Source organism: Janibacter sp. GS2, from assembly GCF_051200835.1.
GTDB lineage: Bacteria > Actinomycetota > Actinomycetes > Actinomycetales > Dermatophilaceae > Janibacter.
Genome location: NZ_CP195161.1, coordinates 1,031,093 through 1,056,827 on the forward strand (window position 1 = coordinate 1,031,093; position 25,735 = coordinate 1,056,827).

At 70.1% G+C, this 25,735-nt stretch carries 25 protein-coding genes and 1 tRNA gene; 10 read left to right on the forward strand and 16 right to left on the reverse strand.

All coding sequences use genetic code 11. From position 1 onward, the window contains the following. Positions 1 to 2: 2 nt before the first annotated feature. Both ctlX and ACR9E9_RS05070 read right to left on the reverse strand, forming a co-directional pair. Positions 3 to 974, reverse strand: a complete 972-nt coding sequence (ctlX, locus tag ACR9E9_RS05065) for a citrulline utilization hydrolase CtlX (protein WP_435202320.1) — start codon at positions 972 to 974, stop codon at positions 3 to 5. Continuing rightward, positions 971 to 1,999 carry an ornithine cyclodeaminase gene (locus ACR9E9_RS05070; protein ID WP_435202322.1) on the reverse strand — a complete coding sequence of 343 codons (1,029 nt, stop codon included), beginning with the start codon at positions 1,997 to 1,999 and terminating at the stop codon, positions 971 to 973. Before ACR9E9_RS05070 ends, ctlX begins: the two co-directional genes overlap by 4 nt. Before the next feature lie 138 nt (positions 2,000 to 2,137). On the opposite strand from ACR9E9_RS05070, the gene ACR9E9_RS05075 reads away from it, so the two are divergent. Then, positions 2,138 to 2,569: an Lrp/AsnC family transcriptional regulator gene (locus tag ACR9E9_RS05075; RefSeq protein WP_435202324.1), complete on the forward strand. Its 432-nt coding sequence runs from the start codon at positions 2,138 to 2,140 to the stop codon at positions 2,567 to 2,569. A 72-nt stretch (positions 2,570 to 2,641) separates the two neighbouring features. Here ACR9E9_RS05075 and ACR9E9_RS05080 read toward each other — a convergent pair whose 3' ends face one another. The 3 genes from ACR9E9_RS05080 to ACR9E9_RS05090 all read right to left on the reverse strand — a co-directional run bounded on the left by ACR9E9_RS05080 (position 2,642) and on the right by ACR9E9_RS05090 (position 3,935). Next, complete coding sequence (locus ACR9E9_RS05080) at positions 2,642 to 3,016, reverse strand: MscL family protein (RefSeq protein WP_435202326.1); 375 nt, start codon at positions 3,014 to 3,016, stop codon at positions 2,642 to 2,644. Between the two features lie 118 nt (positions 3,017 to 3,134). After that, positions 3,135 to 3,569, reverse strand: a complete 435-nt coding sequence (locus ACR9E9_RS05085; RefSeq protein WP_435202328.1) for a hypothetical protein — start codon at positions 3,567 to 3,569, stop codon at positions 3,135 to 3,137. A 42-nt stretch (positions 3,570 to 3,611) separates the two neighbouring features. Next, positions 3,612 to 3,935, reverse strand: a complete 324-nt coding sequence (locus tag ACR9E9_RS05090) for an FmdB family zinc ribbon protein (RefSeq protein WP_435203582.1) — start codon at positions 3,933 to 3,935, stop codon at positions 3,612 to 3,614. Positions 3,936 to 3,977: 42 nt separating this feature from the next. On the opposite strand from ACR9E9_RS05090, the gene ACR9E9_RS05095 reads away from it, so the two are divergent. Continuing rightward, positions 3,978 to 6,548, forward strand: coding sequence for a penicillin acylase family protein (locus tag ACR9E9_RS05095; protein WP_435202330.1), 2,571 nt, complete (start codon positions 3,978 to 3,980; stop codon positions 6,546 to 6,548). Between the two features lie 60 nt (positions 6,549 to 6,608). Here the strand turns inward: ACR9E9_RS05095 and ACR9E9_RS05100 are convergent, their stop codons facing one another. After that, positions 6,609 to 7,160, reverse strand: coding sequence for a 5-formyltetrahydrofolate cyclo-ligase (locus tag ACR9E9_RS05100; RefSeq protein ID WP_435202332.1), 552 nt, complete (start codon positions 7,158 to 7,160; stop codon positions 6,609 to 6,611). Positions 7,161 to 7,183: 23 nt separating this feature from the next. Here ACR9E9_RS05100 and ACR9E9_RS05105 point away from each other — a divergent pair, with 23 nt between their 5' ends. The 3 genes from ACR9E9_RS05105 to ACR9E9_RS05115 all read left to right on the forward strand — a co-directional run bounded on the left by ACR9E9_RS05105 (position 7,184) and on the right by ACR9E9_RS05115 (position 10,112). After that, positions 7,184 to 8,581 (forward strand): UTP--glucose-1-phosphate uridylyltransferase, encoded by a 1,398-nt coding sequence (locus tag ACR9E9_RS05105; protein WP_435202334.1) that lies wholly within the window; start codon positions 7,184 to 7,186, stop codon positions 8,579 to 8,581. Beyond that, on the forward strand, positions 8,578 to 9,201 hold the full coding sequence (locus ACR9E9_RS05110) for a GNAT family N-acetyltransferase (RefSeq protein WP_435202336.1): 624 nt from the start codon (positions 8,578 to 8,580) through the stop codon (positions 9,199 to 9,201). Before ACR9E9_RS05105 ends, ACR9E9_RS05110 begins: the two co-directional genes overlap by 4 nt. Positions 9,202 to 9,272: 71 nt before the next feature. Further along, positions 9,273 to 10,112 (forward strand): hypothetical protein, encoded by an 840-nt coding sequence (locus ACR9E9_RS05115; protein WP_435202338.1) that lies wholly within the window; start codon positions 9,273 to 9,275, stop codon positions 10,110 to 10,112. 83 nt (positions 10,113 to 10,195) lie between these two features. On the opposite strand, the gene ACR9E9_RS05120 is transcribed toward ACR9E9_RS05115, so the two are convergent. Further along, positions 10,196 to 11,470, reverse strand: a complete 1,275-nt coding sequence (locus ACR9E9_RS05120; protein WP_435202340.1) for an AI-2E family transporter — start codon at positions 11,468 to 11,470, stop codon at positions 10,196 to 10,198. A gap of 89 nt (positions 11,471 to 11,559) precedes the next feature. On the opposite strand from ACR9E9_RS05120, the gene ACR9E9_RS05125 reads away from it, so the two are divergent. Further along, positions 11,560 to 11,635 (forward strand) — tRNA-Ala (locus ACR9E9_RS05125). Positions 11,636 to 11,695: 60 nt separating this feature from the next. On the opposite strand, the gene ACR9E9_RS05130 is transcribed toward ACR9E9_RS05125, so the two are convergent. The 4 genes from ACR9E9_RS05130 to ACR9E9_RS05145 all read right to left on the reverse strand — a co-directional run bounded on the left by ACR9E9_RS05130 (position 11,696) and on the right by ACR9E9_RS05145 (position 14,931). Then, a complete protein-coding gene (locus ACR9E9_RS05130; protein ID WP_435202342.1) occupies positions 11,696 to 12,496 on the reverse strand; it encodes an HAD-IIA family hydrolase in 801 nt (266 codons plus the stop codon). A gap of 67 nt (positions 12,497 to 12,563) precedes the next feature. Continuing rightward, positions 12,564 to 13,271 carry a YcnI family copper-binding membrane protein gene (locus tag ACR9E9_RS05135; protein WP_435202344.1) on the reverse strand — a complete coding sequence of 236 codons (708 nt, stop codon included), beginning with the start codon at positions 13,269 to 13,271 and terminating at the stop codon, positions 12,564 to 12,566. A gap of 67 nt (positions 13,272 to 13,338) precedes the next feature. Continuing rightward, the gene (locus ACR9E9_RS05140) at positions 13,339 to 13,968 is read right to left on the reverse strand and encodes a hypothetical protein (protein WP_435202346.1); all 630 of its coding nucleotides are present in this window, start codon (positions 13,966 to 13,968) and stop codon (positions 13,339 to 13,341) included. Positions 13,969 to 14,031: 63 nt separating this feature from the next. After that, positions 14,032 to 14,931, reverse strand: coding sequence for a LysR family transcriptional regulator (locus ACR9E9_RS05145; RefSeq protein ID WP_435202348.1), 900 nt, complete (start codon positions 14,929 to 14,931; stop codon positions 14,032 to 14,034). A 192-nt stretch (positions 14,932 to 15,123) separates the two neighbouring features. Between ACR9E9_RS05145 and ACR9E9_RS05150 the strand changes: the two genes are divergently transcribed. Genes ACR9E9_RS05150 through ACR9E9_RS05160 form a run of 3 tightly spaced genes read left to right on the forward strand, consistent with a single transcriptional unit; the run spans position 15,124 to position 19,167 of the window. Next, positions 15,124 to 16,437, forward strand: coding sequence for an MFS transporter (locus ACR9E9_RS05150; RefSeq protein ID WP_435202350.1), 1,314 nt, complete (start codon positions 15,124 to 15,126; stop codon positions 16,435 to 16,437). 4 nt (positions 16,438 to 16,441) lie between these two features. Continuing rightward, complete coding sequence (locus tag ACR9E9_RS05155) at positions 16,442 to 17,809, forward strand: FAD-binding oxidoreductase (RefSeq protein ID WP_435202352.1); 1,368 nt, start codon at positions 16,442 to 16,444, stop codon at positions 17,807 to 17,809. 14 nt (positions 17,810 to 17,823) lie between these two features. After that, positions 17,824 to 19,167, forward strand: coding sequence for an amidase family protein (locus tag ACR9E9_RS05160; RefSeq protein ID WP_435202353.1), 1,344 nt, complete (start codon positions 17,824 to 17,826; stop codon positions 19,165 to 19,167). A 17-nt stretch (positions 19,168 to 19,184) separates the two neighbouring features. Here the strand turns inward: ACR9E9_RS05160 and ACR9E9_RS05165 are convergent, their stop codons facing one another. The 4 genes from ACR9E9_RS05165 to ACR9E9_RS05180 are packed head-to-tail and all read right to left on the reverse strand — an operon-like array spanning position 19,185 to position 24,134. Further along, a complete protein-coding gene (locus tag ACR9E9_RS05165; protein ID WP_435202355.1) occupies positions 19,185 to 20,258 on the reverse strand; it encodes a mandelate racemase/muconate lactonizing enzyme family protein in 1,074 nt (357 codons plus the stop codon). 20 nt (positions 20,259 to 20,278) lie between these two features. Next, positions 20,279 to 21,997, reverse strand: a complete 1,719-nt coding sequence (locus tag ACR9E9_RS05170) for an ABC transporter permease (RefSeq protein WP_435202357.1) — start codon at positions 21,995 to 21,997, stop codon at positions 20,279 to 20,281. Further along, positions 21,994 to 23,037: an ABC transporter substrate-binding protein gene (locus ACR9E9_RS05175; RefSeq protein ID WP_435202359.1), complete on the reverse strand. Its 1,044-nt coding sequence runs from the start codon at positions 23,035 to 23,037 to the stop codon at positions 21,994 to 21,996. Before ACR9E9_RS05175 ends, ACR9E9_RS05170 begins: the two co-directional genes overlap by 4 nt. A 32-nt stretch (positions 23,038 to 23,069) precedes the next feature. Beyond that, positions 23,070 to 24,134 (reverse strand): ABC transporter ATP-binding protein, encoded by a 1,065-nt coding sequence (locus ACR9E9_RS05180; RefSeq protein ID WP_435202361.1) that lies wholly within the window; start codon positions 24,132 to 24,134, stop codon positions 23,070 to 23,072. Positions 24,135 to 24,267: 133 nt separating this feature from the next. Here ACR9E9_RS05180 and ACR9E9_RS05185 point away from each other — a divergent pair, with 133 nt between their 5' ends. Then, positions 24,268 to 25,011 carry an IclR family transcriptional regulator gene (locus tag ACR9E9_RS05185; protein ID WP_435202363.1) on the forward strand — a complete coding sequence of 248 codons (744 nt, stop codon included), beginning with the start codon at positions 24,268 to 24,270 and terminating at the stop codon, positions 25,009 to 25,011. A 36-nt stretch (positions 25,012 to 25,047) separates the two neighbouring features. On the opposite strand, the gene ACR9E9_RS05190 is transcribed toward ACR9E9_RS05185, so the two are convergent. Next, a complete protein-coding gene (locus ACR9E9_RS05190; RefSeq protein WP_435202365.1) occupies positions 25,048 to 25,734 on the reverse strand; it encodes a GntR family transcriptional regulator in 687 nt (228 codons plus the stop codon). Position 25,735: the final 1 nt, after the last annotated feature.

Consider the following 25,735-nt stretch of genomic DNA (forward strand, 5'->3'; position numbering starts at 1 on the left):
GCTCAGCAGCCCCTGGGCAGCAGGTGGTTGCCGGCGATCATGCAGCGCACCGACCCACCCGCTCCCTCGATGGTCGGGATGGGTGTGCTGAGCACACGGCACGAGCGCTCGATGACCGAGAGCTGGTCTGCGCGAAGGGAGTCCGCCGCGGTGGTCGACATCGCCAGCACCCGGTCGCAGCCATCGGGCCGGCTCGCCGTCAGCTCGATGCAGTTCCCGGCGAACCGGCCGACCTGCTCGGCCGTCAGCTCGACCACCGCCTTGCCCGAGTCGCGCAGCCGAGTGACGACCATCTCTCGTTGGGCCCGGTCGCGGATCAGGTCGGCGCCGATGAGGGCCACGTCCGTGCCCACCGACAGCAGCACGTTGGTGTGGTAGATCGGCAACCCGGTGTCGTCGACGGCGTCGAAGAGGACCGGCTCGTAGCCGTGGTCGTCGCAGAAGTCGGCCAGCAGCTCGGGGGAGAGCCGGTTGGACCGGCAGGCATAGGCGAGCCGCGCCCCGTGGTCGAGGACCATCGCCCCGGTCCCCTCGAGGAAGCGCTCGTCGTACTCGGCGCTGGAGTAGTCGACGACCCGACGGACGCGGAAGTCGCGCTTGAGCAGGTCGATGACGTCCACCCGGCGTTCGGCCCGCCGGTTCCTCGCATACATCGGGTAGAGCGCCACCGTGCCGTCCGGGTGGGTGGAGAACCAGTTGTTGGGGAAGACGCTGTCCGGTGTGTGTGACGTGCGGTCGTCGAAGAGGGCGACGCCCACCCCGGCGTCGTCGAGGGCGACGGCCAGGCGGGTGACCTCGGCGCGGGCCCGGTCGGCGATGGTGCCCGGGCCCGCGCCGAGAACGCTCTGGAAGGCGTTGTCCGCCGCCGTCATCGGGTTGGGCGTGAAGTGGTGCGGTCGCACGAGGACCACCCGGGACGGAGCCTGGACGCCGGCCACCCCGTCCACGGCAGGCAGCTCGAGGGCGGTGCTCATCCCACGGGCTTGAGGGAGTTCACGAGCGAGAAGAGGTCCTTGGGGTCCTGCGGGTCGGCGACGAGGTCGATCGTCGACTGCAGGTCGGTGCCCCGGGTCGCGTCGCGGGCGCACCGCAGCGCGGAGAAGTCCGCGATCGCGAAGCCGACCGAGTCGAAGATCGTGATCTCCTCCGGGGAGCGACGGCCCTGGGCCGCGCCGGTGAGGACCTGCCAGAACTCGACGACCGGGAAGTCGGGGTCCATCTGCTGGATCTCGCCCTCGATCCGGGTCTGCGGCGGGAACTCGACGAAGACCCGGCCGCGGGTGAGGATCTGCGCGTCGAGCTCGGTCTTGCCGGGGCAGTCGCCGCCGATCGCGTTGATGTGCACCCCCGGGCGCACGAGGTCGGAGGTGAGGATGGTGTTCTGCGCCTTGTCCGCGGTGCAGGTGGTGATGATGTCGGCGCCCTCGACGGCCTCGGCGGTGGAGCCGGTCGTGGTGATCCGGAAGCCGAGGGGCTCGAGGTTGCGTCGCAGCTTGGCCATGGCGTCCGGATCGACGTCGAAGACGCGCAGGTCCTCGATCCCCAGGGCGGCGCGGAAGGCCAGCGCCTGGAACTCCGCCTGCGAGCCGGTACCGATGAGCGCCATGCAGCGCGAGTCGGGACGCGCGAGCACCCGGGCGGTCAGGGCCGACGTGGCCGCGGTGCGCAGCGCGGTGAGCAGCGTCATCTCCGAGAGGAAGACCGGGTAGCCGTTGTCGACGTCCGAGAGCAGGCCGAAGGCGGTGACGGTCTGGAACCCGCGGCTCGGGTTGAGGGGGTGGCCGTTGACGTACTTGAAGGAGTAGGTCGCGTCGTCGGAGGTCGGCATGAGCTCGATGACGCCGAAGGGGGTGTGGCTGGCCACGCGCGGGATCTTGTCGAAGGACTCCCACCGCCGGAAGTCGGCCTCGACGTACTCGGTCATGCGGCGCAGGATGTTCTCCGCGCCGTCCTGCTGGATCCAGCGGCTCATGTGGTGCACATCGAGGAACTGCGTCATCGTCGTCTCCTTCGTCGCGGTCGGGGTGTCCGTCCTTCGTCAAGGCTAGGATTGACGATGTGAGAATGTAAGACGAGGAATGTGCGAATTGTGGGCATCGGATGCGCGATCTGTTCGGCTCGACTTAGCATTGTGGGCATGTATCGTCCGACAGACCTCGACAAGCGCCTGATCTCAGCCCTGCGCAAGGACGGCCGCGCGCCGATCGCCGCTCTCGCCGAGCAGCTCGGGGTCTCGCGGGCCACCGTCACCGCCCGCATCGGCAAGCTCACCGCCCACGGCATCATCGTGGGCTTCACCGTGCGGGTGCGGGACCCGGCCGAGGCGGCCGAGATCCGGGCGGTCTCCTTCATCGAGGTCGAGGGGCGCACGACCGACCGTGTCATCGGTCAGCTGCGCGGGTTCCCCGAGATCCAGGCCCTCCACACGACGAACGGGGGCTGGGACCTCGTCGCCGAGACCGCCTGCGCCGATCTCGGCGACTTCGACGAGCTCCTGCGCCGGATGCGTGGCATCCCCGGCATCGTCAACAGCGAGACGAGTCTCCTGCTCAGCTCCGTCGTGCGCTAGGCGGGCGGCGCCGGCGCGCAGCACGAAGGGGACCGGCCACCCTTGGGTGAGCGGTCCCCTTCGCGTGGGGAGTCAGGCGCTCGCGCGCCCCTCCTTGAGGGAGTCGCGGATCTCGCGGAGCAGCATGACGGACTCCTCGATCTCCACCTCCTGCTCGGTCATGTACCGCGCGCGGAAGGCCGTGTACGGCTTGATCACGCCGAAGTAGACCGCGGCCGCCATGATGATGAACGCGACGACGGCGGTCAGGAAGGGGCCGACGGTCTGGAAACCGAAGATCTCCATCTCGTCGAAGTTGAAGTCGGCGCCGCCCGTGAGTCGACCGACGACCTCCAGCAGGAAGCTGGTGAACGCGGTGACCACGCTGGCGAACGCGGTGGCGATGATCAGACCGGTGGCGATCTCGACCAGGTTGCCCTGGAGCAGGAACTCCTTGAAGCCCTTCATGGGACTCCTTCCTCAGTGATGACAGGGGTGGGCGACCCCCTGGTTGGGGTCGTCTCAGTGCATGAGTGTGGCGCATGGCGGGTAGGACTGCAGGCGGGTGCAGCGTGGGGTCGCTCGGTCACCCACCCCGGACGACGACGAAACCGTTGCCCAGCCCGCGCTCCGGCGCCATTTCCCGCAGGATCTCTCCGACCTGCTCCTCGTCCAGTGTGAGGCGGACCACGGGCGTGTCACCGGTCTCGCTCGACACGCCGAGGACCTGGGCCCGACGCACGAGCGGCTCGGCGCGGCCGGGCAGGTAGATGCCGACCTCGTCCCCGGGGGAGAGGTGCCCCGCGGGTGCCGCGAGAGGAAGGGCGAGTGCGGCGCCCTCGTCCCGGGGTGGCGGTGGCCGCTCGACCACCGCCGGCCGGGTGGCGCCGAGGGTCAGGTGCAGGGCGAGCAGGAGGGCACAGGCGGACAGGCCGCGGCGCACCAGGGACAGGCGCCAGGCCGCGCGTCGGGAGGGCCCGAAGAGTGAGGGCAGGTGCTGGGCGAGACGCGAGGTGGCCATGCCGGCGAGGCTAGGAGCGCGTCGGCGTGGCGCGAGGAGGTCTCAGCTGGAGGTGGAGGAGGTGCTCGAGGCCGCCGAGCTTGTGGAGGAGCCCTCGGACGACGAGCCGGAGGACGCGGACCCCGTGGAGCTGCTCGAGTCGGCCGAGCCCGACGAGGACTCGCTCGTGCCCGCGGACGCGCCGGTGCTCGCGCGTGAGTCGTTGCGGTAGAACCCCCCGCCCTTGAAGACGACGCCGACTGCGTTGTACTGCTTGCGCAGCGCGCCGGAGCACTCGGGGCAGGTCGTCAACGAGTCATCGCTGAAGGACTGCACGACATCGAACTGGTGGCCGCACTGCGTGCAGGCGTAGGCATAGGTAGGCATCTCGTCCACGATCATAGGCTGCTTCTGGCCTACGCTCGCACGGTGACCGTCGTTCGAAGGCTCCGTCGCACCCTGCTCGCGGCGCTGGGGATCCTCGTCGTGCTCGCGGTCGTGCTGTCCGTCGCCGTGATCAGCCAGGGGCGTCGCCCCCTTCCGCAGACCACGGGCGAGATCGAGGTGCCCGATCTCCAGTCGACGGTCGAGGTCCTCCGCGACGCGCAGGGGGTGCCGCACGTCTACGCCGACACCATGGGTGACCTCATGCGCGGGCAGGGATACGTGCAGGCCCAGGACCGCTTCTTCGAGATGGACACCCGCCGGCACATCACGGCCGGACGCCTGGCCGAGCTCGTGGGTGAGCCCGGAGTCGAGACCGACAAGGTCATCCGGACCATGGGCTGGCGCAGGGTCGCCGAGGCCGAGCTGCCGATGCTCTCCCCGCGGACCCGGCGAGCACTCGAGGCCTACACCGCCGGGGTCAACGCCTGGTTGGACGAGCAGGGGTCCAATGCCTCGATGGGTGTCGAGTACACGATCTTGTCCATGACGCTGCCGGAGTACCGCGTCGAGGACTGGACCACCGTGGACTCCCTCGCTTGGCTCAAGGCGATGGCCTGGGACCTGCGCGGCAACTACGACGGCGAGCTGACCCGTGCCGCGCTCGACGGCCAGGTCAGCCAGACGATGATCGACGACCTCTACCCGCCCTACCCCACGGGTGAGCACTCGCCGATCCTCTCCGGCTCGGAGTGGGGGCCCGGGACGACCCGGGAGGGGCCGTCCTCGTCGCCCGCCGCGGACGGTGGGGACGTCACCCCCCGGGCCGCGCGCACGGCCCTGACCAACACCGCGAGCGCGATCGACGCGATCCCGGCGATGCTCGGCGAGGGAGAGGGCCTCGGCTCGAACTCGTGGGTCGTCAGCGGCGAGCGCTCGACCACCGGCAAGCCCCTGCTCGCGAACGACCCGCACCTCGGCGTGAGCATGCCGGGCATCTGGTACCAGATGGGGCTGCACTGCCGGGAGGTCTCCGACGCCTGCCCCGTCGACGTCTCCGGCTACACCTTCGCCGGGATCCCCGGGATCGTCATCGGCCACAACCAGGACATCGCCTGGGGCTTCACCAACCTGGCGCCGGACGTCACCGACTTCTACCTCGAGCAGATCTCCGGGGACAGCTACCTGCGCGACGGGTCGCTCGAGCCGCTCGAGGAGCGCACCGAGACGATCAAGGTCGCGGGCGGCGAGAACGAGGAGATCACCGTCCGCTCCACCGGCCACGGCCCGATCCTCTCCGACGTGGTCCCGGACGTCGCCGCCGCAGGCCGCGAGGTCGAGGTCGAGGACCGCCAGACCGATGACTACGCCGTCTCCCTCGCGTGGACAGCTCTCACCCCGAGCACGACCGCCGACGCGATCTTCGCCCTGAACTCGGCGACGAACTTCGACGAGTTCCGTGCCGCCGCAAAGGACTTCACCGTTCCGAGCCAGAACCTCGTCTACGCGGACACCCAGGGCAACATCGGGTACCAGGCGCCGGGGAAGATCCCGGTCCGCAAGGGCGTCGACGACAACCCGCCGGGCTGGCTGCCCGCCCCCGGCTGGGACTCCGACTACGACTGGACCGGGTCCGTCCCCTTCGCCGACCTGCCGAGCGTGCTCAACCCCAAGGACGGGCACATCGTCACGGCCAACCAGCAGGTGACGGCGAGCCGGACCCCCTTCCTCACCACGGAGTGGGACTACGGCTACCGATCGCAACGCATCGACGACCTCCTCACGAGCGAGGAGAAGGTCAGTCCCGCGAAGATGGCGCGGATCCAGCTCGACACCCACAACGGACTGGCACCCGCGCTCATCCCGAGCCTGCTGGAGGTCGACGTCGACCGCTTCACCGGGGACGGGCAGGACCTGCTGCGCACGTGGGACGAGAACCAGGTGGCCGGTGACGGGGAGAGCTCGGCGGCGGCCGCATACTTCAACGCCGTGTGGCGCCACATCGTGGAGATCACCTTCAACGACGACCTGCCCGGGGACCTGCAGGCCAGCGGCAGCTCCCAGCACTGGGCCGCCGTCGAGGGCCTGCTCGAGAAGCCCCGGAGCGCGTGGTGGGACAACCGGGCGACACCCGGCGTCATCGAGGGGCGGGACGAGGTGCTGCGGCAGGCGATGGTCGAGGCCCGGCTCGACCTGACGCGCACCATGGGCAAGGACCCGGGCGACTGGGGGTGGGGTCGGATGCACTCGGTGACCTTCCGGCACGCGGTCCTCGGCGGCGAGGGCATCCCCGGCCCCGTGTGCTCGCTCGTCAACTCCGGACCGCACCCCGTCGGTGGCGGCTCCTCGACGGTCAACGCCATGGCGTGGGACGCCTCGCAGGGGTACGAGGTCACCGCTGCCCCGTCGATGCGGATGATCGTCGACCTCGGCGACCTCGATGCCTCGCGGTGGGTCAACCAGACCGGCAACTCCGGCCACCCCTTCAGCTCCCACTACGACGACCAGATCCGGGCCTGGCGCGAGGGGGAGACCTACGCGTGGCCGAGCAGTCGCGAGGCGGTGCTCGCGGCCACCGAGGACACCCTGACCCTCACCCCCGCCGACGCCCCCTGACCTCCCCCCTCGCATCTGCCTAGGCAAATGCGGTGGGGGGTGGCCGGGCGTCGCATCTGCCTAGGCAGATGCGACAGCGGGGGTGGTGCCGAGGGCGGTGAGCACGGTGGCGACGGGGATGTCGTGCGGTTCGCGCGGCAGGACCTCGTCCGTGTGCTCACCCGGGTGGAGCAGCACGAGCACCCGGCAGTGCGCGGGGAGCATCGGCAGCACCCGGTCGTAGCAGCCCCCGCCCTGCCCCAGACGGGTGCCGGCGGAGTCCACCGACAGCGCCGGGACGATCGCCAGACCAGCGCGTCGAGGAGCCTCGGTGCCCAGAGGGGTGCGCCCGGGGTCGGCGAGGTCGCACCAGTCCAGGTGCAGGTCCGGCAGGGTGATCGGCACGAGGACCCGGTGTCCGGCAGCCTGCAGCGCCGCGTTGAGCGCGCCCGTCGGCGGCTCGTGGGGCAGGGACTCGTAGGAGAGCGTCGTCCCTGCGGCGAAGGGAGAGGCCCTCACCACCTCGGCGATGGCCTCGGCGTCCGCGACGAGGTCGCGGGAGGCGGCGATCTCGCGCCGCCGCGCCCGCAGACGGTGGCGGACATCGCCCTTCGACCCCGCGCCGGTATCCATGACGGCATCGTAGGGTGACTCGCATGGGAGTCGAAGGGCGCGACGAGGCGGTACGCCGGATGACCGAGCGCGGCGAGGACCCGCTCGCGATCAGGGTCTTCGAGGACTACTGGCAGCAGCTCGCCGACGGTGCGCAGGGGACGATCCCCGAGGAGGCGATCGAGCCGCTCGTCGAGGTGCCCGAGCTCGCCGCGATCGAGGTCAGCGACGCCGAGCGCCGTGCCGCCCTCGCCCGGGTCGCGGTGATCAAGCTCAACGGTGGGCTCGGCACGAGCATGGGCATGTCCGGGCCGAAGTCCGCGCTCGTCGCGCGCGACGGGCAGACCTTCCTCGACATCATTGCCCGGCAGCTCATCGGGCTCGAGGAGCGCTTCGGCGCCCGACCGCCGCTGGTCCTGATGAACACCCCGCGCACCCGGGAGCCCTCCCTGGCCATCCTCGAGCGCTACCCGCAGCTGGCGAAGCAGGACCTGCCGCTGGACTTCCTGCAGAGCATGGAGCCCAAGGTCGATGCCGAGACGCTCGCCCCGGTCTCCTGGCCGGCGGACCCCGCCCTGGAGTGGTGCCCGCCCGGTCACGGCGACGTCTACGTCTCCCTCGCCGCCTCCGGGCTCATCGACCGGATGCGCGAGGCCGGCATCCGCTACGTCTTCCTCTCCAATGCGGACAACCTCGGGGCCACCTGCGACCCGGACATCGCCGCCTGGCTCCTCGCAGAAGGCATCCCCTTCGCCGCGGAGGTCGCCGAGCGCACCCTCAACGACCGCAAGGGTGGCCACGTCGCGGTGCGCAAGGAGGACGGCCGACTCATCCTGCGGGAGTCGGCGATGGTCGTCGACGGCGAGCAGGATCTCTTCCAGGACACCACCCGCCACCAGTGGTTCAACACCAACAACCTCTGGGTGGGCCTCGACGAGCTCGACGCGCTGATGCGCGCGCGCGACGGGGTCCTCGGCCTGCCGATCATCGTCAACCGCAAGAACGTCGACCCCACGCGCCCGGACTCGCCGAAGATCATCCAGATCGAGTCGGCGATGGGCACCGCGGTCGAGGCCTTCGAGGGGAGCGTGGCGCTGCGCGTGCCCCGCACCCGCTTCCGCCCGGTGAAGACGACGAAGGAGCTGTTGCTCCTGCGCAGCGACGTCTTCGAGCTCGACGAGCAGAGCCGGGTCGTCTCCCAGATCGAGCACGCCGAGCCCCGCATCGGCCTCGACAGCCACTACGCCTTCGTCGCCGACTTCGACGAGCGCTTCCCGCAGGGGGTGCCCTCGCTGCGTGAGTGCACCTCCTTCTCCGTCGAGGGCGACGTGACCTTCGGGGCCGACGTGGCCGCGGTCGGAGCCGTCGAGGTCGTCGCCGACGCGCCGGCCACCATCACCGACGGCACCCGGCTGAACGGGCGCACCGAGCTGGCGGGATGACCCCTGCTCGACCCGTGGTCCTCTCCGCGACCACGCCGCAGGGGCTGCCGATCACCCTGCGTCCGTTGCGAAGGGGGGACCGCCGCGAGTTCCTCGACCTGCGGGCCCGCAACGCCGCGTGGTTGGGCCGGTGGGACCCGTCGGTGCCTCCGGGCGGGGTGCCACGGCGGGACATCCGCCGGAACTTCGGTGCCTATGCGAGAGCCCTTGCCGCAGAGGCGCGCGCGGGCCGGGGACTGAGCCTGGCCATCGTCGTCGACGAGGCCCTCGTCGGGCTGGTCTCGGCGAACAACATCGTCGAGGGCGCGCTGCGCTCGGCGTCGATCGGGTACTGGGTCGGTGAGGAGGTCGCCGGGCGGTGGATCGCACCGACCGCCGTGGCCGGGCTCGCCGACCACCTGATGGACCCGAAGGGCCGTGCGCTGCACCGGATCCAGATCGAGATCATCCCGGAGAACGAGCCGAGTCTGGCTGTGGTGCGCAAGCTCGGGCTGCGTGACGAGGGGGTCCGGCGCGCCTACCTCCACATCGGTGGTCGGTGGCGTGACCACCGCTCGTTCGCCGTCGTGACCGAGGAAATCGGTCCCGGGGGTCTCACAGCACGCTTGTCACACCCATAACAGCAGTCACGTGCGCGACACACCGATGAGCCTGCGGCACGGCGCGAGACAAACTGCCTAGCGTGGTGTCCGTGCAGCCGAGCAGCCTGATCTTCGTCCTTGTCGTGGCGATCTGGGCTGCGTACCTGCTCCAGTACTGGATCAAGCGTCGTGATCACCTCGCCACCGTCCGGTCCGTTGACCGCTTCTCCGCTGCCATGCGGGTGCTCGACGACCACCGGATGCGCCGTGACGTCGCCGAGCCGACGCCTCGCTCGTACGCCGTCGCCCCGACCCGGGCGGCGCGTCCCGAGGTCACCGTCAAGCACGCCCAGGCACCGCAGCGCGGCCGCATCCTCGAGCCGGTCGCCGGCGTCTCGCGCAAGGTGCGTGGCCTGACCCTGGTGTCCATGGTCCTCCTCCTGCCGGTCGTCCTGCTCGTCACGGCCCTCGGGCCGCTGCCCTGGGGGGTGTCGGTCGCGTGGCTCGCGGGGACGGTGGGCGCCTTCGGGTGGTTGCGTCAGGCCGTGCGGGCCGAGCACGAGGCCGCGTCCCGCCCCCGTGCCGAGACCCGTCGCGCTGCCGCGCCGCAGCGCAGCGCGCCGCGAGCCGCTCCCCGGGCCGAGCAGGCCGCTCCGACCCGGGTGACCCGCGCGTCGGCCACGGCCGCCCCCTTCGATGTCGCCGATGTGCCCACCCCGGCCGCGGAGCCGGTCGTCGAGGAGAGTGCTGGGACCCCGGTCGCCGAGCCCGAGCCCGGCACCTGGCAGCCGACCCCCGTTCCCCGCCCGATGTACACGATGAAGGCCAAGGCCGAGCGGGCCGACCCGCCACCGATGTCGGCCACCCCGGCCACGCAGCCCGGCCCCGCCGTCCCGCAGGTCATCGACGTCGAGGACGAGGAGCTCCCGGCCATCGCCGGCTGGGGCTGATCCTCCCTCCCCCCTCCTCTGAGTCGATGTATCGCTGAGCGTCCGAGCGCTCCCACCCACATCGACCCACAGCAGGGTCGGCGTCAGACGGGATACGGGGAGTCGCCCGGCTCGATGTCGTTGCGCTCCTGCGCCGTGGCGATGTCCTCGCGGATCTCCTCCTGCTCGTCCTGGGTCACCAGCTCGTCCGGGTGCTCCACGTCCTCCGGTGTGGGCTCCAGGAGGTTGTGGCCCACGGCGTTGAGGACGGCGACGAGGGGGACCGCGGTCAGGGCGCCGATGACGCCGCCGACGATGATGCCCGTGGCGATGCCGAGGATCACCGCCAGCGGGTGGACGCGCACCGCCCGGCCCAGGAGGAAGGGCTGGAGCACGTTCGACTCCAGCTGCTGGACCGCGATGACGACGAGCAGCATGAGCAGCGCCGTGATCGGGCCCTTGGCGACGAAGGCGAGGGCCACGGCGATGAACCCGGACAGCACGGCCCCGACGATCGGGACGAAGGAGCCGAGGAAGACGACGAGGGCGATGCCGGACGCGAAGGGCACGCCGAGGGCGAAGGCACCCAGGCTGATCCCCAGCGCGTCGACCGCGGCGACGAGGATCGTCGCGCGGGTGAAGGCCTTGAGCTGGTTCCACGCGATCGCGCCGGAGGAGAGGACCTTGGAGCGGGCGCTGCGGGGGAAGAGGCGCACGACCCAGGCCCAGATGCCGGCTCCGTCGTAGAGGAAGAAGAAGAGCGAGAACATCACGAGGAAGAAGCCGGTGAGCACCTGCCCGATGGTCAGGCCGGCCTGCGTCGCCAGCGCGGACATGCGATCGTCCTGGGCGACCGTCGCCCACTGCTCGGCCAGCCAGCCGGTGACCTGGCCCTTGCTCAGGTCGAAGGTCGACTCGACCCAGTCCTGCGTCTGGGACAGGCCCTGGGTCACCTGGTCGATGATGTCGTTGAGCTGGGTGGCGAACTGGTTGCCGACGAAGCTGAAGAGCGCGACGATCGCGGCCAGCGTGCCCAGCACCGTGACCCCGGCGGCGAGGGCCTTGGGCAGGACGATCCGCAGCCGGCGGAAGAGCGGGTCGAGCAGGGCCGCCAGGAGCAGGGCGATGATCACCGGGAAGACGACCTCGGACAGCACCGAGACGAGCTTGAGCAGCGCGATGATGCCGACGCCGATGATCAGTGACCGCCACACCCACTCGGAGGCCGCACGGAAGGCCGGGGGGACGGTGGCCGGGGACTGCGCGGACTCGGGCGCCGTCCGGATGATGATCGGCGGCTCGTCCGCGCGCTCGGGCAGCCGGGGGAGCCTGCGGGGAAAGGTCAGTCGCAGATCCCTGATGCGGCGCTTCTCGCTCATCCACGTCCTCCGGCCCGATGGTGGGACCGACTCTAGTCGCCCGGATTTCAAACGCAGGCCGGGCCGGTGTTATCGTTGCCGTCGTTCTTGGGGCTGTGGCGCAGTTGGTAGCGCGTCTCGTTCGCAATGAGAAGGTCAGGGGTTCGAATCCCCTCAGCTCCACCAGATCGACCGGACGTCCGCTCCCTCACCGAGGGGGCGGACGTTCGTCGTCCCACGCGCAGATCAGCCCAGCTCCTCGACCATCGGCACGACGTCGGCGATCGAGTCGAGCACCCAGGTGGGGCGGAAGGGGTGGCGCCTGATCTGGTCGCGGTGCGTCGAGCCGGTGAGCACGAGCGCCGAGCGCAGGCCGGCCTCGATCCCGGCGATGATGTCGGTGTCCATCCGGTCGCCGATCATCACCGTGGACTCGGAGTGCGCCTCGATGGCGTTGAGGGCCGAGCGCATCATCAGCGGGTTGGGTTTGCCGACGTAGTACGGCTCCACCCCCGTCGCGGCGGTGATGAGCGCGGCCACGGACCCCGTCGCGGGCACCGGGCCGTCGGGTGAGGGGCCGGTGACGTCGGGATTGGTCGCGATGAAGCGGGCCCCCTTGGTCACCAGCCGGATCGCGGTGGTGATCGAGGTGAAGGAGTAGGTGCGCGTCTCGCCGAGCACGACGAAGTCGGGGTCGGTCTCGTCGAGGACGAACCCCACCTCGTGCAGGGCGCTGGTCAGGCCGAACTCGCCGATGACGAAGACGGTGCCACGGCCCCCTTCGCCCTCGCTCTGCTCCGCGAGGAACTGCGCGGTCGCCAGCGCAGAGGTCCAGATCCGCTCCTCCGGCAGCTCGATCCCCGACGAGCGCAGCCGTGCCCGCAGGTCGCGACGTGAGTAGATCGAGTTGTTCGTCAGCACCAGGTGGGGTCGATCGAGGCGCTCCAGCTCCGCGATGAAGTCCGCGGCCCCCGGGATGGCGTGCTGCTCGCGCACGAGCACGCCGTCCATGTCGGTGAGCCAACTGTCGACGGTCCGGTGGGTCATGGGGTCAGGTTAGTGACCGACGACGGGGGCGTGGCCGCTGGCCACGCCCCCGTCGTCCGGTCGAGGGTCAGGAGCGGCGTCGCCCGGTGACGACGGCGATGCCGGCACCCGCAACGGCCACGACCAGGGCCAGGCCACCCAGGACGCGGGCGGGCGTGTCGGAGGAGTCCTCGGAGGCCGGCTCGGTTGCGGCAGTGGCCTCCTCCTCGTCGCCGGTGGCCTCGTCCTCGGCCGCGGTCACCTCGATGGTGGGGGCCGGGTGCTCCGGCTCCTCGTCACCCTTCGCCTCATCGGCCCAGTCGACGACCTCACCGTCGGTGTAGGTCTGCTCGGCGGGCAGCACGAGGGTCCCGGGCTCGGGCAGCGGGCCGCCGCTGATCGAGAACTCCTCGTACTCACCGGGGTCGATCGCCGCCGCCTCGTCCTTCGCGGTCCAGGTGATGGTGCGAGGAGCCTTGGTCAGGGTCAGGTCGTTGCTCTTGACCGGCTCGGGCAGCTTCGCCGTGGTGACCTTGGCCGTCCACCCGGGGACGGGACGCACGGAGACGTTCGCGAGCGGCGCGTCCTGGGGGAGGGTGACGACGAGCTTGTCGGTGGAGGCGGAGTCGGACTCGTTGGGGACCCTGAAGGTCAGGGCCGCGTACCCGCCGGACTCCGTGGCGTCCGCGCGGACGGTCACGTGGGCGGAGGCGGGCTGGACCCCGAGCGCGACGGCTGCAGCGGCGATGGCCAGGGCAGCGGTGGAGCGCAGGGTCAGGTGGGTGGTGCGATGCATGGATGGTCCTTCGTGACGTGGTGTGCAGGATCGGCCGACCGACCCGCTCCACGACGAAGGGAGCGGGTCAGGTGACCACGGGGGCGGGCCGGGCCGGTGGGCCGCGCCGTCCGACTCCGCCGAGGAGGGGGACCTCGGTGACGGCCTCGCCCCCGTGGGTGGGGGCGAGCACGCGACGGGCGAGCGAAGGGAGCGCCCCCGCCCTCGGCAGGTGCGGCAGGAGGAGACCCGCGATGCGCCAGACCGCGTCCTCGCCCTTCGCCAGGACGAGCCCGAGGGCGACGGCCGCCAGCAGGTGGGCGATCGTCATCGTCAGTGCGGAGTGGCCGGCGTGCGTGATCGCGGTCGCCGCACCGGAGACCGCCGCGTCGCAGGTGAGCGCGAGGTCGTGACCGGCGTGGGTACCGCTCGGACCGGGGGCCGGTGTGCACGCGGCCGACTGCTCGGTCAGGGTCAGGCCGACGTGCAGGAGGAGCTGGCTGGTGCCGAGGGTCGCGATGAGGGAGAACGCGCCGAGACGGCGCCCGGTGAGCAGGAGGCCGAAGCACAGTAGCGTCATCGCGATGAGGGCACCGCCACCCGGCGAAGGTGGCTGCCCGCCACCGATGACGTGCGCCCCGACGGAGAGACCGAAGGCCGCGCACGTCCACGCTGCGGCGCGGGCGACCCGCAGCGCGCTCCTGCTCGGCACGTCCATGCGGGTCATCGTAGACGTGGCCCCGCTGCTGCCGCGGGTCGTCACGAGGCGACGGCGAGGATCTCAGCTCGTCCAGTCGGTGAGGGCTTCGCGGATCGTCTGACGCAACCACTGCACTCCCGGGTCGGGTAGTCGTCGTCGGTACGTGTAGGCCGCGATCTGCACCGGCGGCACCTCGAAGGGCAGGGCGAAGGGGGTGATCCGGGCCGCTGCGCAGAAGTGGTTCGACACCGTGCGGGTGATGATCGCCAGGTGACCCGTCCGCTCGACCAGCTGCGGTAGCGCGGCGAAGTGCGAGATCCGCAGGCCGATGTCGCGGGAGAGTCCCAGACGCTCCAGGGCGTGATCCGCGTCGCCGTGGCCGATGGACTCGACCACGGCGATGTGTCGCTCTGCCTGGAACTGCTGGAGGGTGGGGTTTCCGCGGACCCGAGGGTGGTCCAGGGCGCTGATGCCGCAGTACGAGTCGTCGAAGAGGACATCCCGGTCGATGTCGGGGGCGGTGATCCGAGGGGTGCAGATGACGGCATCGGCCTGGCCCTGACGCAGGGCATCCGGTGCATCCCGGATGTCGAGCGGTCCCACGTGCAGGGTGACGTGCGGCGCCTGCTGGGTGACGCGCGCCAGGAGCGCAGGGAGCAGGCTGATCTCGCCCAGGTCGGTGGCCAGGAGCGTGAAGGTTCGCTGGGAGGTCTCCGGGGAGAAGGTCGCCAGCTCGTCCACGGAGGCATCGATGACGTCGAGGGCCTGACGCATGAGCGGGTACAGGTCATCGGCGCGCTGGGTGGCTCGCAGGCCCCCGGTCGAACGGTTGAAGAGCTGGTCGTTGAGGTCTCGTCGGAGCCGACTGAGCGCGTGGCTCACGGAGGGCTGGGTGACGGTCAGCCGCTCGGCCGTCTGCGTCACGCTCCGGGTCTCGTACAGGTGGAGGAAGGTCCGCACGAGATTGAGGTCAGGAAGCACCCTGTATATAAACACAGTGCATGTATGTATGGAAAAGATTCATTGGACCTATCACGGACCCGCTCCTAGCGTGTGCTGCGTCACGGCACAGGGCAGTGCTCGACCTTCGTCGGCTGTCCGTGCCTGCGCTCTCGGTCCGGGTGGCACAGGTCGACGAGCGTCCCAGGATCTCTGCCATGAGGAGCCCCGCCCATGCCTCGTCTGACCCCGACTGCCGGAGCATCATCTCGACTGGTGCTCGTCCTGTGCGCCCTGTCCATCGTCTTCGAGGGGTACGACATGGTGGCCTACGGCGTCACCCTGCCGGCCATGCTGGCGGACCCGAGCTGGAACCTCTCGACCGAGTACGCAGGAGTCGTCGGGAGCTACGCGCTCATCGGCATGCTGGCCGGGTCGATCCTCGTCGGCGGCGTCGCCGACATCGTCGGTCGCCGCTGGCTGATGATCGGCGCCACGGCCTGGTACTCGGCCTGGTCCGGAGTCTGTGCGCTCTCCCCGGACGCCACGCTCTTCGGCATGGCCCGATTCATGGTCGGGTTCGGCGTCGGGGCGCTCATCCCGCTCGCTGCCGCGATGGCCGTCGAGTTCTCCCCGAAGGGCAAGGCGCACACGCACAGCGCCATCGTCTGGGCCGGATACCCGGCCGGAGGCGTGCTCGCCTCGTTGCTGGGGCTCTGGGTCATCGACGCCTTCGGGCTGCGCATGATGTACGCCATCGGCACGATTCCCCTGATCTTCTTCGTGCCCGTCATGATCCGTCACCTGCCGGAGTCACCCTCGTTCCTCCTGGCCCGTGGTCGCACGATCGAGGCCCACGCCGTCGCCGATGCCGCGGGGATCGAGCGTCCCGAGCCTCCTCGCGCCGAGGAGCGCTCCGGCCCCCGCGGACTCTTCACGAAGAACCTCTGGCGGACAACGGTCCTCATGGGTGTCCTCAGTGCCTGCGGCCTGATGCTCACCTACGGCCTCAACACGTGGTTGCCGAAGATCATGGAGTCGACCGGGTTCGGTTCGAGCTCCGCCCTCGGTTTCCTCCTGGCGCTCAATGCCGGCGCCATCCTGGTGCCACTCGTGGTCTCGCGGGCCTCTGACCGCGTGGGTGCCCAGGTCGTCACTGCCGGAACCCTCACCGCGGCTGCTGTCGCGATCATCGTCCTCAGCACCGACTCCCCGATCGCCGTGCTGTACGTCATGGCGTTCATCGCCGGCGCGGGAACGATCGGCGCGCAGGTGCTGATCTATGGATTCGCCGCGGCCTCCTTCCCCGCCTCCTGCCGTGCGGCCGGCACGGCATGGACGGCGTCGGTGGGCCGGATCGGCGGCATCGTCGGCCCGACGCTGACCGGGCTGGTCATCGCCGGAGCCAACGTGGCACCGGCGTTCTACATGTTCGCCGGAGTGGCGTGCTTCGCGGCAGTCGCCTCGCTTCTCGTGCCGAGGCGTACCGGGATCGCGGCCTCGTCCCCGGCGGCACCCCAGGCGGGCCTCGTCGCCGAGACGAGGTGAGTCGGTGAGTGGCGAGAGCCTGGTCGACCTCATCGCGGAGCTCCCCAGCGGAGCAGTCGTCTGCGACCTCGATGTCGTCGGGGGCTACCGGTCGGACATGGCCAGCCTCGTCCCGGCCGGCCAGCCGATCGCGGTCGTGCGGCCGACGACGACGGAGGAGGTCTCCCGGACCCTGGCCTGGGCCTCCAGGACGGGCACGGTCGTCATCCCGCGGGGCGCCGGGACGGGTCTGTCGGGTGGTGCCAACGCCCGCGACGGCTGCATCGTCCTCTCCCTGGAGCGGATGAGTGCCATCCGCCGGGTCGATCCGAGGAACCACACGGTGGTCGTCGAGGCGGGCGTGGTCAATGCTGAGGTGACGAGGGCGGTCGGTGAATTCGGGCTCTTCTATCCGCCGGACCCGGGCAGCTTCGAGGTGTCGACGATCGGCGGCAACCTGGCCACCAACGCCGGCGGCATGCGCTGCGTCAAGTACGGCGTCACCCGTCAGTCCGTGCTGGGGCTCGAGGTGGTGCTCGCGGATGGACGTGTGCTGTGCGCCGGAGGACAGACGATGAAGAACGTCGCCGGTCTCGACCTGACCCAGCTGATGATCGGCTCGGAAGGGGCCCTCGGGGTGATCACCTCGGCGACCCTTCGGGTCCGTCCCCAGCCGGCGGCGACCGCGACATTCGTGGCGTCCTTCGACACCCTGGCCCAGGGGAGTGAGGCGCTCGAGGGCATCTTCGCCTCCCAGGTCACGCCCAGCGTCCTGGAGATCCTCGACCGGCACACGATCAACGCGGTCGAGGACCACCAGCGGATGGACTTGGACCGCGACGCCGCACTGCTCGTCATCGGACAGACGGACGGACCAGAGGCAGGGGCGGAGATCGAAAGGCTCGTCGGGGCCTGTGAGGTCGCGGGCGCGTCCGTGGCCGTGTCGACCACCGACCCGGCGGAGGCGCACCTCTTCATGCAGGCGCGCCGCCTCGCCGGCTGGGTGGTCATGGAGGCGGGGCCGACGGTCATCGAGGACGTGGCCGTCCCGCGGACGAGGGTCGGCGAGCTTCTGGCCCACGTGGACACGATCAGTCGGGAGGTCGGCATCCCGATCGCCACGGTCGGCCACGCCGGGGACGGCAACCTGCACCCGATGCTGCGCCTGCCCGACCACTCCGGGGAGTCACGTCGTCTGGGCCTCGACGCCGCAGATCGCATCTGCGCCGCAGCGATATCGCTCGACGGCACGATCACGGGCGAGCACGGCATCGGCGAGCTCAAGCGAGAGCACCTGCACCACCAGCTGGACACGGTCTCGCTCGACGTCCAGTCGGCGATCAAGGCGGCCCTCGACCCGTCCGGGATCCTCAACCCCGGCCGCGGGTTCTGACGGAGAGGAAGCACATGTCACTCGACCTGCAGGACTGGGTCGCCCTGGGCCCGCGGGCGCGCGGGGCGCGCCGGCGGGAGTCCCTTGCCCGTGCTCGGGACGAGGCGCGGAGCCATCACGCGTGGATCGCGGTCGGGCAGGACGACGACCCACAGCCCGAAGGGGGGACTGACGCCGGTGAGCTGGCCGGAGTCCCCTTCGCGGTCAAGGACAACATCGACGTCGCCGGATTCACGACGACCGCGGGCAGCCCGCTCCTGTCGGACCAGCACGCCATCCTCGACGCGGACGTCGTGGGTCTGCTGCGCGAAGCCGGAGGCATGGTCGCCGGCAAGACCAATCTCCACGAGCTGGCGTTCGGAGGGACGAGCAACAACGCCACCTACGGACCGGTGCGCAATCCCTTCGACACCGACCGGGTCGCCGGCGGCTCGAGCGGAGGAAGCGCCGTGGCGGTCGCCCTGGGCAGCACGCCCTTCGCCCTGGGGACCGATACCGGCGGGTCCGTGACGGTGCCCTCGTCGTTCTGCGGGATCCCCGGTTTCCGGCCCTCCACCGGTCGCTATCCCGGGGCCGGTGTGGTCAACCTGTCGACGACGCGCGACACCATCGGGATCCATGCCCGGACCGTGCGGGACGTGCGGGCCGTGGACCGGGTGATCACCCGCAGCCGCGACGACGAGCCCGTTCCGGCTCTCGAGGAGCTCGTGCTCGGACGGATTCCGTCGCGCTTTCATGACGTGGAGCGCGAGGTGGCTCAGGTCCTTGACGCTGCGGAGCAGACACTGCGCCGCAACGGCGTCCGGATCGTCGACGTCGAGGTGCCCGATGATCTGGCGACGGCGTCCGGAGCGGGCCTCGACATCGTCTTCTTCGAGGCCATGCGGCTGCTTCCCGCCCGGGTCGCGCTGGGTGCGGATCGTCACCCGGACCTGATGTCGCTCATCCCGCGACTGTCATCGCCCGATGTCCGGCGGGTGGTCCAGGGGATCGTCTCGGCCAACCCGTCACTCGAGACCTATGACCGTGCCCGCCGTCGACGGTGGGAGCTGCGGCGGCAGTACGAGGAGGCCTTCGCGGCGTCCGGTGCGGACGCGTTCTTCGGCCCCACATCGGCTGTGCTTCCACCGCGCATCGGCGACGACGACGTCATCACCGTGGACGGGGTGGGCCGGCCGACCTTCGAGACGATCATCCGCAACGCCGGGCCCGGCTCCGTGGCGGGAGTGCCCATGCTCAGCCTGCCCGCGGGCTTCTCCTCGACCGGCCTGCCCGTCGGTCTCTGCCTCGAGGGGGCCCCCTTCGGCGACCGCCGGCTGCTGGCGGTCGCCGAATCCCTCGAGGCCGTGCTGGCGTAGCCCGCACCCGCCCCTCGTCAGTGGGTACGCCACCGCTCCAGGGCATCCGGGGTGAACCGGATGCCGTGTCCCGGACCCTGCGGCACGACGGCCCGACCGGAGTCGAGCTTGAGCGGCTGCGTGATGAAGGGCTCGAGGAAGGGGAAGTACTCGAGGTAGGAGGTGCTGGTGGTCGCGGCGGCGACGTGCACATGGAGTTCGGTCATGAGGTGCGGGGCGAAACCGAGGCCGTGCAGCTCGGCCAGTCGCGCGATGCGCATGATCTCGGTGATGCCACCGACCATGCAGGCATTGGGCTGGATGATCTGGAATGCGGAGTCGACGTAGGGGACGAACTCGTGGGCGCTGCAGTGGTGCTCCCCACCGGTGATGGCCATGGGCAGGCGTTGGGCCAGGAGCTCGTGGGCTCGCAGGTCGTGCCGGGCGACCGGCTCCTCGAACCAGTACACGTCCGACTCCGCGAGGCGCTGACCCAGGTGGAGGGCGCCGGGGAGGTCGAGTCGCTCGTTCGCGTCGCACATGATCAGCAGGTCGTCCCCGACGGCGGCACGGACCGCTGCGACGCGGCGAGGGTCCTCTGCCGGTTCCAGGCCCACGCGGATCTTCACGCCGGCCAGGCCCTCCTCTGCGTACCCGCAGCTCAGGCTGACGAGGTCCTCGGTGGACAGGCGGTTGCCGGCCTTCCCCGAGCCGTAGACGGGGACGGAGTCCACGAGCTGGCCCAGGGCCTTGGCCAGGGACAGCCCGTCGAGACGTGAGCGCAGGTCCCACAGGGCGATGTCGATGGCCGCGATGGCGAAGCGGTTGTGGCCCTCTCCCATCCGGTGGGTCAGGGCGAGGCTCTCGGTGAAGATCCGCTCGACGTCCCGCACCGGACGACCGATGAGGCGCGGTCCGAGGAGATCGTCGACGAGGCGCTTCACCGAGGCACCCCCGGCGACGTCGGTGATGAAGCAGTAGCCGAGACCGGTCTCACCGCCGCCGGCAACCTCGACGACCATGAGCTCGTGCATGGCTCCGTCGTAGTCGGCGCTGCTGGGTGTGAAGGGAATGCGCAGGACGTAGGAGTCGAAAGACTCGATGGTGTGCATGGTGTCCTTTCGGAGCGGGCTCAGCCCGCGATCTTGATTCTCAGGAGACGCGTGGCGGTGATGACCACGCCGAGGTTGACGGCGAGGATGACGACCGCGAGGGCGCCCATCACCTGAAACTGCGATTCCGCAGCGAGGTTGTAGAGGATGACCGGGGCCACTCCGTTGTTTCCCGTGTAGAGGAAGATCGAGATGTCCAGCTCACGGAAGAGGATGACGAAGTTCAGGAGACCGACGGCGAGCAAGGGTCCGCGGATCAACGGGATCGACACCCTTCGCACGGTCTGGAGCCACCCGGCGCCGAGGTTTCGAGCCGCCTCCTCCGTCTCGCTGTTGATCTGCTCGACGCCTGCGTCGATGTAGGAGAAGGACTGCGGGATCACCCGGATCATGTAGGCGACCACCATGATCGTCAGCGTCCCTCCGAGCCACAGCGGTCCACCGCTGTAGGCGATGAGCATGGCGATGCCCAGGATCGCCCCGGGGAAGGCCAGCGGCGCGAGCATGACCGGCTGGACCACCGACGCGCCCCGCCATCCGGCTCGGGTCTTCAACCACACCGCCAGGTACGCCAGGACCATGGCCCCGATGCTCGCTGCCAGCGCGATCCAGATGCTGTTGACGAAGGAGGCCAGGATCGTGTCCTGCTCGAGCAGCGCCCGGTAGTTGTCGAAGAGGACGAGGTTGTCCCACGACAGGGGCTCGCCGACGGCCCGCCGGAAGGACGTGAGCACGAGGACTCCGAAGGGGAGCAGGATGCTGAGGAAGAAGATCGCCATCCCGGCGCACCACATGGGCCAGCGCAGCCGCCCCAGTGCAACCCGTCGGGCCTTGCCGGGCTTGCCGCTGACCGTCGTGAACCGGCGACGACTCTTGATGCGGTGCTGGAACCACAGCAGCAGCGCGAGGACCAGGACGACCGGCAGACCGAGCACGGCCGCGTACTCGATCCGGGGTGGCGACGACATCAGGCCGAACATCGCCGTCGGCACCGAGTCGATCCCGACCGGGCTCCCCAGGAGCGCAACGGGACCGAAGATCGTGAAGGCGCTGATGAAGACGAGGAGGGTGCCGGAGAACAGCGCCGGCGTGGTCAGGGGAAGCGTCACGGTGGTGAAGACCTTGAACCGTGAGGCACCAAGGGACTCGGCGGCCTCCTCCAACCGGGAGTCCATGGTGTCCAGGGCCTCGACGAGCGGGAGGAAGATCAGCGGGTAGAGGAAGAGGATGAGGCACAGCAGGATGCCCGGCAGGCTGAAGATGTTGAATCGGGGGATCCCCAGCGGAGCGAGGACGTGCGCGTTGATGAGGCCGCTCTGGGGGCCGAGCAGGAGGATCCAGCCCATCGCCGCGACGAACCCCGGGGCGGCGAAGGTGAGCACCGCGGTGGAGCGGAAGAAGCGCCGCATGGGCAGATCCGTCCGGCTGACCAGATAGGCATAGGGCACGGCGATGGCCAGGGATCCGACCGCCGATCCGACGCCGAGGATCAGCGAGTTGAGCAGGGCCTCCCAGATCTGCGGTCGGGAGAGGACCTCCGCGTAGTTGCCGAGTCCGAACCCGTCCTCCCGGTGCTGGAAGCTGCGCGTGACCACTGCGGCGAGCGGGACGAGGACGAAGAAGGCCACGGCGGTGACCCACACGGCCGGAACGGCGCTGAACTGACGGCGTCTGCGCGCTCGGGTGACCCGACCGACGAGCGTGACGTGCCGCTGGGACCGCTGGGAGTGCGCACTCATCGTCCGAAGGCCTCATCGAAGCTCGTGGTGACCTCTTCCTTGGAGTCCTCGAGGCTCTTGGGGGTCAGCACGAGCATGTCCGGGATGGCGATCTCCTGGCCCCCCTCAGGGACGTCCGCTCCATCGAGGACGGAACGCGACCCGATCCCGACCTGCTGGGCCTGGAACTCGTCCGAGAGCATGAACTGCACCAGCAGGCGTGCCGAGGCGGGGTTCGACACCTTCGTCAGCGGAGCCACGAAGGAAGGCATCGACCCGATTTGCCCCTGGGGGTAGGCCATCGCCAACGGCTCACCGGCGCTGCGCGCAGTCATGACGTCGGACTCGATCCCCGGGATGCCCCACTTGGCCTCGCCCGTGGTCAGCATCTGGCTGAGGGCGAGGGCGGAGTCGGTGACGAGCGGCTTCTGCCCGCCCACCGTGTCCAAGAAGTCCGCGTCGATCTCCTGCATCCCGGTGGCGAAGGTCAGAGCCGCACCCGAGGCCGACGGGTCGGCCACGGCCTTGCGGCCCTTCGCCGACGCCAGCTCCTGCCAACTCCCGGGGACCTCTGCCTCCGTCGTGCGGCTGGTGTTGTACGCGAAGCCGAGGGCGTACCACGTGAAGGGGGTGTACTGGGCGTCGGGCAGGAGCGGATCGAGGATGTCGTCCTCGTTCTCGATCGGGGCCTCGGCGAGCAGATCATCGTCCGCCCACTGCTGCATGGTGCCGCCGTCGTTGAGGCTGACGACGTCGAAGGGGCGATTGCCCTCGCCCTGGGCCTCGATCTTCTGGGCGATCTGGCCCGAGTTCTCCCGGATGAAGGTGACCTCGATGCCGTACTTCTTCTCGAACTCCTTGGCCAGCAGCTCTGCCTGGGGTTTCGTGTGGCCCCCGGCGCCGAGCGTCACTTCGCCCTCCTCCTTGGCGCGCTCGACGAGCTCGCTCTGGTCATCGGGCAGTGGCTCCGTGTCTGCGGCCTCGGGGGGCGCGCACGCGGTCGTGGCGAGCAGTCCGAGGCTCAGGACGGTCGTGGCGGTGCGTCGGGTCAGCGAGTTCATGAGGGGCTCCTTGGTGGGGTGACAGGTACTGCTCAGGCGGCGTCGACGAAGGACAGGCGGCGGGTGTTGGCGCGTACCGCGATCCGGTCTCCGACCTCGAAGCGGTCGAAGCCCCGGTCGTGCGCCTCCACGACGCCGTCCCAGTCGTCGAGCGTGATCCGGTAGTGGGTCTCGTCGCCGAGGAAGGAGACATCGGTGATGGCCCCGTTCGTCTCGTCGCCGGACGCCAGCTCGATGTCATGGGGGCGGACGCAGATCACGGGCTCGTCGGTGGACCGCGCCGACGCGACCTGGGCGGTCTCGATGGTCTGACCCGTGACCAGGCGGCAGGTGGTGCGATCGGTGCCCCACACGCCGGGGAGGAGATTGGCCGGCCCGAGTGCTCGGGCGACGAAGCCGCTGGTCGGACGGCTGTAGATGTCCGCGGGGGGTGCCACCTGCTGGATCCGACCAGCGCGAAGCGACACGACGCGGTCGGCGAGACCGAGGGCCTCGGTCCGGTCGTGGGTGATGTACACCATCGTGATCCCGAGCTCCTGCTGCAGCCCGCGGATGTGACGCCGCATGTCCTCGCGCAGCCGTGAGTCGAGGTTGGACAGGGGCTCATCGAGAAGGAGGACGCCCGGGCGGGTGACGAGGGCCCGGGCCAGTGAGACCCGCTGCTGCTGACCGCCGGACAGCTCGTGCGGGTAGCGCGCACCGAGACCGGGAAGCTGGACCATCTCCATCGCGTCCTCGGCCTTGGCCCGGAGCTCGTCCTTGCCCGGTCGCGGACGGCGCGTCGTCAGCCCGAAGGCGACGTTGTCGGCCACCGTCATGTGCGGCCAGAGGGCGTAGGACTGGAAGACCATCCCGACCCGGCGCTTCTCCGGGGGGACAAAGGTCCCTTCTCCGGCGACGACCGAGTCCCCGATCGAGATGGTGCCGGCGGACGGCCGCTCGAAGCCGGCGATCATCCGCAGCGTGGTCGTCTTGCCGCATCCGCTGGGTCCGAGGAGGACCACGGCCTCCCCGGAGGCGACGTCCAGGTGGAGGTCGTCGACAGCTGCGGAATTGCCGAACCGCTTGGTCAGGCCGCGGAGTGTGAGGTCGGACATGTGTGCTCACTTCCTTGTGAGTTGTGCCAAAATACGGCACGCTGTGCTCTATTACGGAACACTCTGGAGGACGGGCACGGCCCGCGTCAAGGGGGTTCCACAGATTCCTTGCGCGACGACGGGAGAATGAAGAATGAGTGCGATCACGACCGCGATTCGAGTCCTGGAGGGCGTGGCGGCCGAGCAGCCGGCTGGGGTCGCTGACCTGTCCCGGTCGCTGGGGATCCCCAAGAGCACCGTCCAGCGGGCGCTGAGTGCGCTGGCGGAGGCCGCCTGGATCGAGATGGACCCGGGCAGTACGACCACGCGCTGGGTGGTGACCACTCGAGCCCTGGCCGTTGCGGCGCAAGGAGGGCCAGAGCTGCGCAGCGAGAACGTCCGTCGGGCCATGCGTGCGCTCCGGGATGAGTTCAACGAGAACGTCCACCTCACCGTGCGCCACGGGGACGTCATCGTCATCGTCGACAAGGTGGAGTCCACGCACGGGGTCCGCGTCTACGACCCGCTGGGCATCCCTGTCGCCCTACACGCGTCCTCGTCGGGCAAGGCACTGCTCGCCGATCTCGCGCCGGACGAGCGCGCCGCCTACCTTGATCGCAACCTCGAGCGGTACACCGACGCGACAGTGGTCGGACGGCGGGCGTTGGAGGCCGAGATCGAGGCGATTCGCGAGCGCGGCTACTCCGTCAACCGGGGCGAGTGGCGTCCCAGTGTCTCCGGCGTCGCGGCCGCGATCCCCGCCCGGGGTGGTTCGTCTGCCAAGGCGGCACTGGCCATCGCCGCGCCCACCGAGCGCCTGACCGAGGACCAGATCGCCGCGATGGGTCCGCGGCTGCTCGAGGCGGTGGCGGAGATCGCGACCTGGGACCTCGGTTGAGGGCGTGGCTGACCACCCGGTCGGCGCGCCCGGTCGTCACTGCTGAAGGGTGTGTGCACCCAGCGCACTGACGAAGGGGGCGCGGCTCATGGTGCTACGCCAGATGGAGTCAAGGAGCGCTGCGCGGCCGTTCTCGATGTCGGCCACCAGCGCGTCGACGGAGTCCCGCCCACCGGCGCGGGCGCCAGCCAGCAGATCGCGATGCATCTCTCCGAGAACCCGGGCGTCGTAGATGTCGTTCACCGTGGACACCACCCACAGCAGTTCTGCCTCGCACCGCTCGTAGGCGTCCTGCAGTCGCTTCACCCCGGAGAGCTCGATGATCGTGCTGTGGATGCGGTGATGGACCGAGGCGACCTCGGCAGGAGGTGCATCGGCCGGGAGGTCCAGCAGGCTTTGGGTGCGTTGCGCAAGGGGCTCGAGGTCGTACCCGCGCTCGACGATGATCCGCATCGCTCCGGCCTCCAGCGTGAGCCGGTAGTCCCAGAGGTCGTTGATCCGCTCGGCGTCGAGGACCGGGATGCGCGCTCCGCGGTTGGGCACGTGCTCGAGCAGCCCCAGGCCGACGAGCTCGGCGAAGGCCGCCCGCACGGTGTGCCGTCCGACGCCCATGCTGGCGGCGACGGACTCCTCGGTGACCCGTTCGCCCTGCCGGATGGCGCCCTGGAGAAGCAGCTCGCGTACGGCGGCCACGACCTTCGACTGGCTCGACTCGCTGCTCACG

Bases quoted from the DNA above. Each gene is read 5' to 3' on its own strand.
- ctlX (WP_435202320.1), bottom strand. From the start codon at position 974: ATGAGCACCGCCCTCGAGCTGCCTGCCGTGGACGGGGTGGCCGGCGTC.
- ACR9E9_RS05070 (WP_435202322.1), bottom strand. From the start codon at position 1,999: ATGACGCAGTTCCTCGATGTGCACCACATGAGCCGCTGGATCCAGCAG.
- ACR9E9_RS05075 (WP_435202324.1), top strand. From the start codon at position 2,138: ATGTATCGTCCGACAGACCTCGACAAGCGCCTGATCTCAGCCCTGCGC.
- ACR9E9_RS05080 (WP_435202326.1), bottom strand. From the start codon at position 3,016: ATGAAGGGCTTCAAGGAGTTCCTGCTCCAGGGCAACCTGGTCGAGATC.
- ACR9E9_RS05085 (WP_435202328.1), bottom strand. From the start codon at position 3,569: ATGGCCACCTCGCGTCTCGCCCAGCACCTGCCCTCACTCTTCGGGCCC.
- ACR9E9_RS05090 (WP_435203582.1), bottom strand. From the start codon at position 3,935: ATGCCTACCTATGCCTACGCCTGCACGCAGTGCGGCCACCAGTTCGAT.
- ACR9E9_RS05100 (WP_435202332.1), bottom strand. From the start codon at position 7,160: ATGGATACCGGCGCGGGGTCGAAGGGCGATGTCCGCCACCGTCTGCGG.
- ACR9E9_RS05105 (WP_435202334.1), top strand. From the start codon at position 7,184: ATGGGAGTCGAAGGGCGCGACGAGGCGGTACGCCGGATGACCGAGCGC.
- ACR9E9_RS05110 (WP_435202336.1), top strand. From the start codon at position 8,578: ATGACCCCTGCTCGACCCGTGGTCCTCTCCGCGACCACGCCGCAGGGG.
- ACR9E9_RS05120 (WP_435202340.1), bottom strand. From the start codon at position 11,470: ATGAGCGAGAAGCGCCGCATCAGGGATCTGCGACTGACCTTTCCCCGC.
- ACR9E9_RS05130 (WP_435202342.1), bottom strand. From the start codon at position 12,496: ATGACCCACCGGACCGTCGACAGTTGGCTCACCGACATGGACGGCGTG.
- ACR9E9_RS05135 (WP_435202344.1), bottom strand. From the start codon at position 13,271: ATGCATCGCACCACCCACCTGACCCTGCGCTCCACCGCTGCCCTGGCC.
- ACR9E9_RS05140 (WP_435202346.1), bottom strand. From the start codon at position 13,968: ATGGACGTGCCGAGCAGGAGCGCGCTGCGGGTCGCCCGCGCCGCAGCG.
- ACR9E9_RS05150 (WP_435202350.1), top strand. From the start codon at position 15,124: ATGCCTCGTCTGACCCCGACTGCCGGAGCATCATCTCGACTGGTGCTC.
- ACR9E9_RS05160 (WP_435202353.1), top strand. From the start codon at position 17,824: ATGTCACTCGACCTGCAGGACTGGGTCGCCCTGGGCCCGCGGGCGCGC.
- ACR9E9_RS05165 (WP_435202355.1), bottom strand. From the start codon at position 20,258: ATGCACACCATCGAGTCTTTCGACTCCTACGTCCTGCGCATTCCCTTC.
- ACR9E9_RS05170 (WP_435202357.1), bottom strand. From the start codon at position 21,997: ATGAGTGCGCACTCCCAGCGGTCCCAGCGGCACGTCACGCTCGTCGGT.
- ACR9E9_RS05175 (WP_435202359.1), bottom strand. From the start codon at position 23,037: ATGAACTCGCTGACCCGACGCACCGCCACGACCGTCCTGAGCCTCGGA.
- ACR9E9_RS05180 (WP_435202361.1), bottom strand. From the start codon at position 24,134: ATGTCCGACCTCACACTCCGCGGCCTGACCAAGCGGTTCGGCAATTCC.
- ACR9E9_RS05185 (WP_435202363.1), top strand. From the start codon at position 24,268: ATGAGTGCGATCACGACCGCGATTCGAGTCCTGGAGGGCGTGGCGGCC.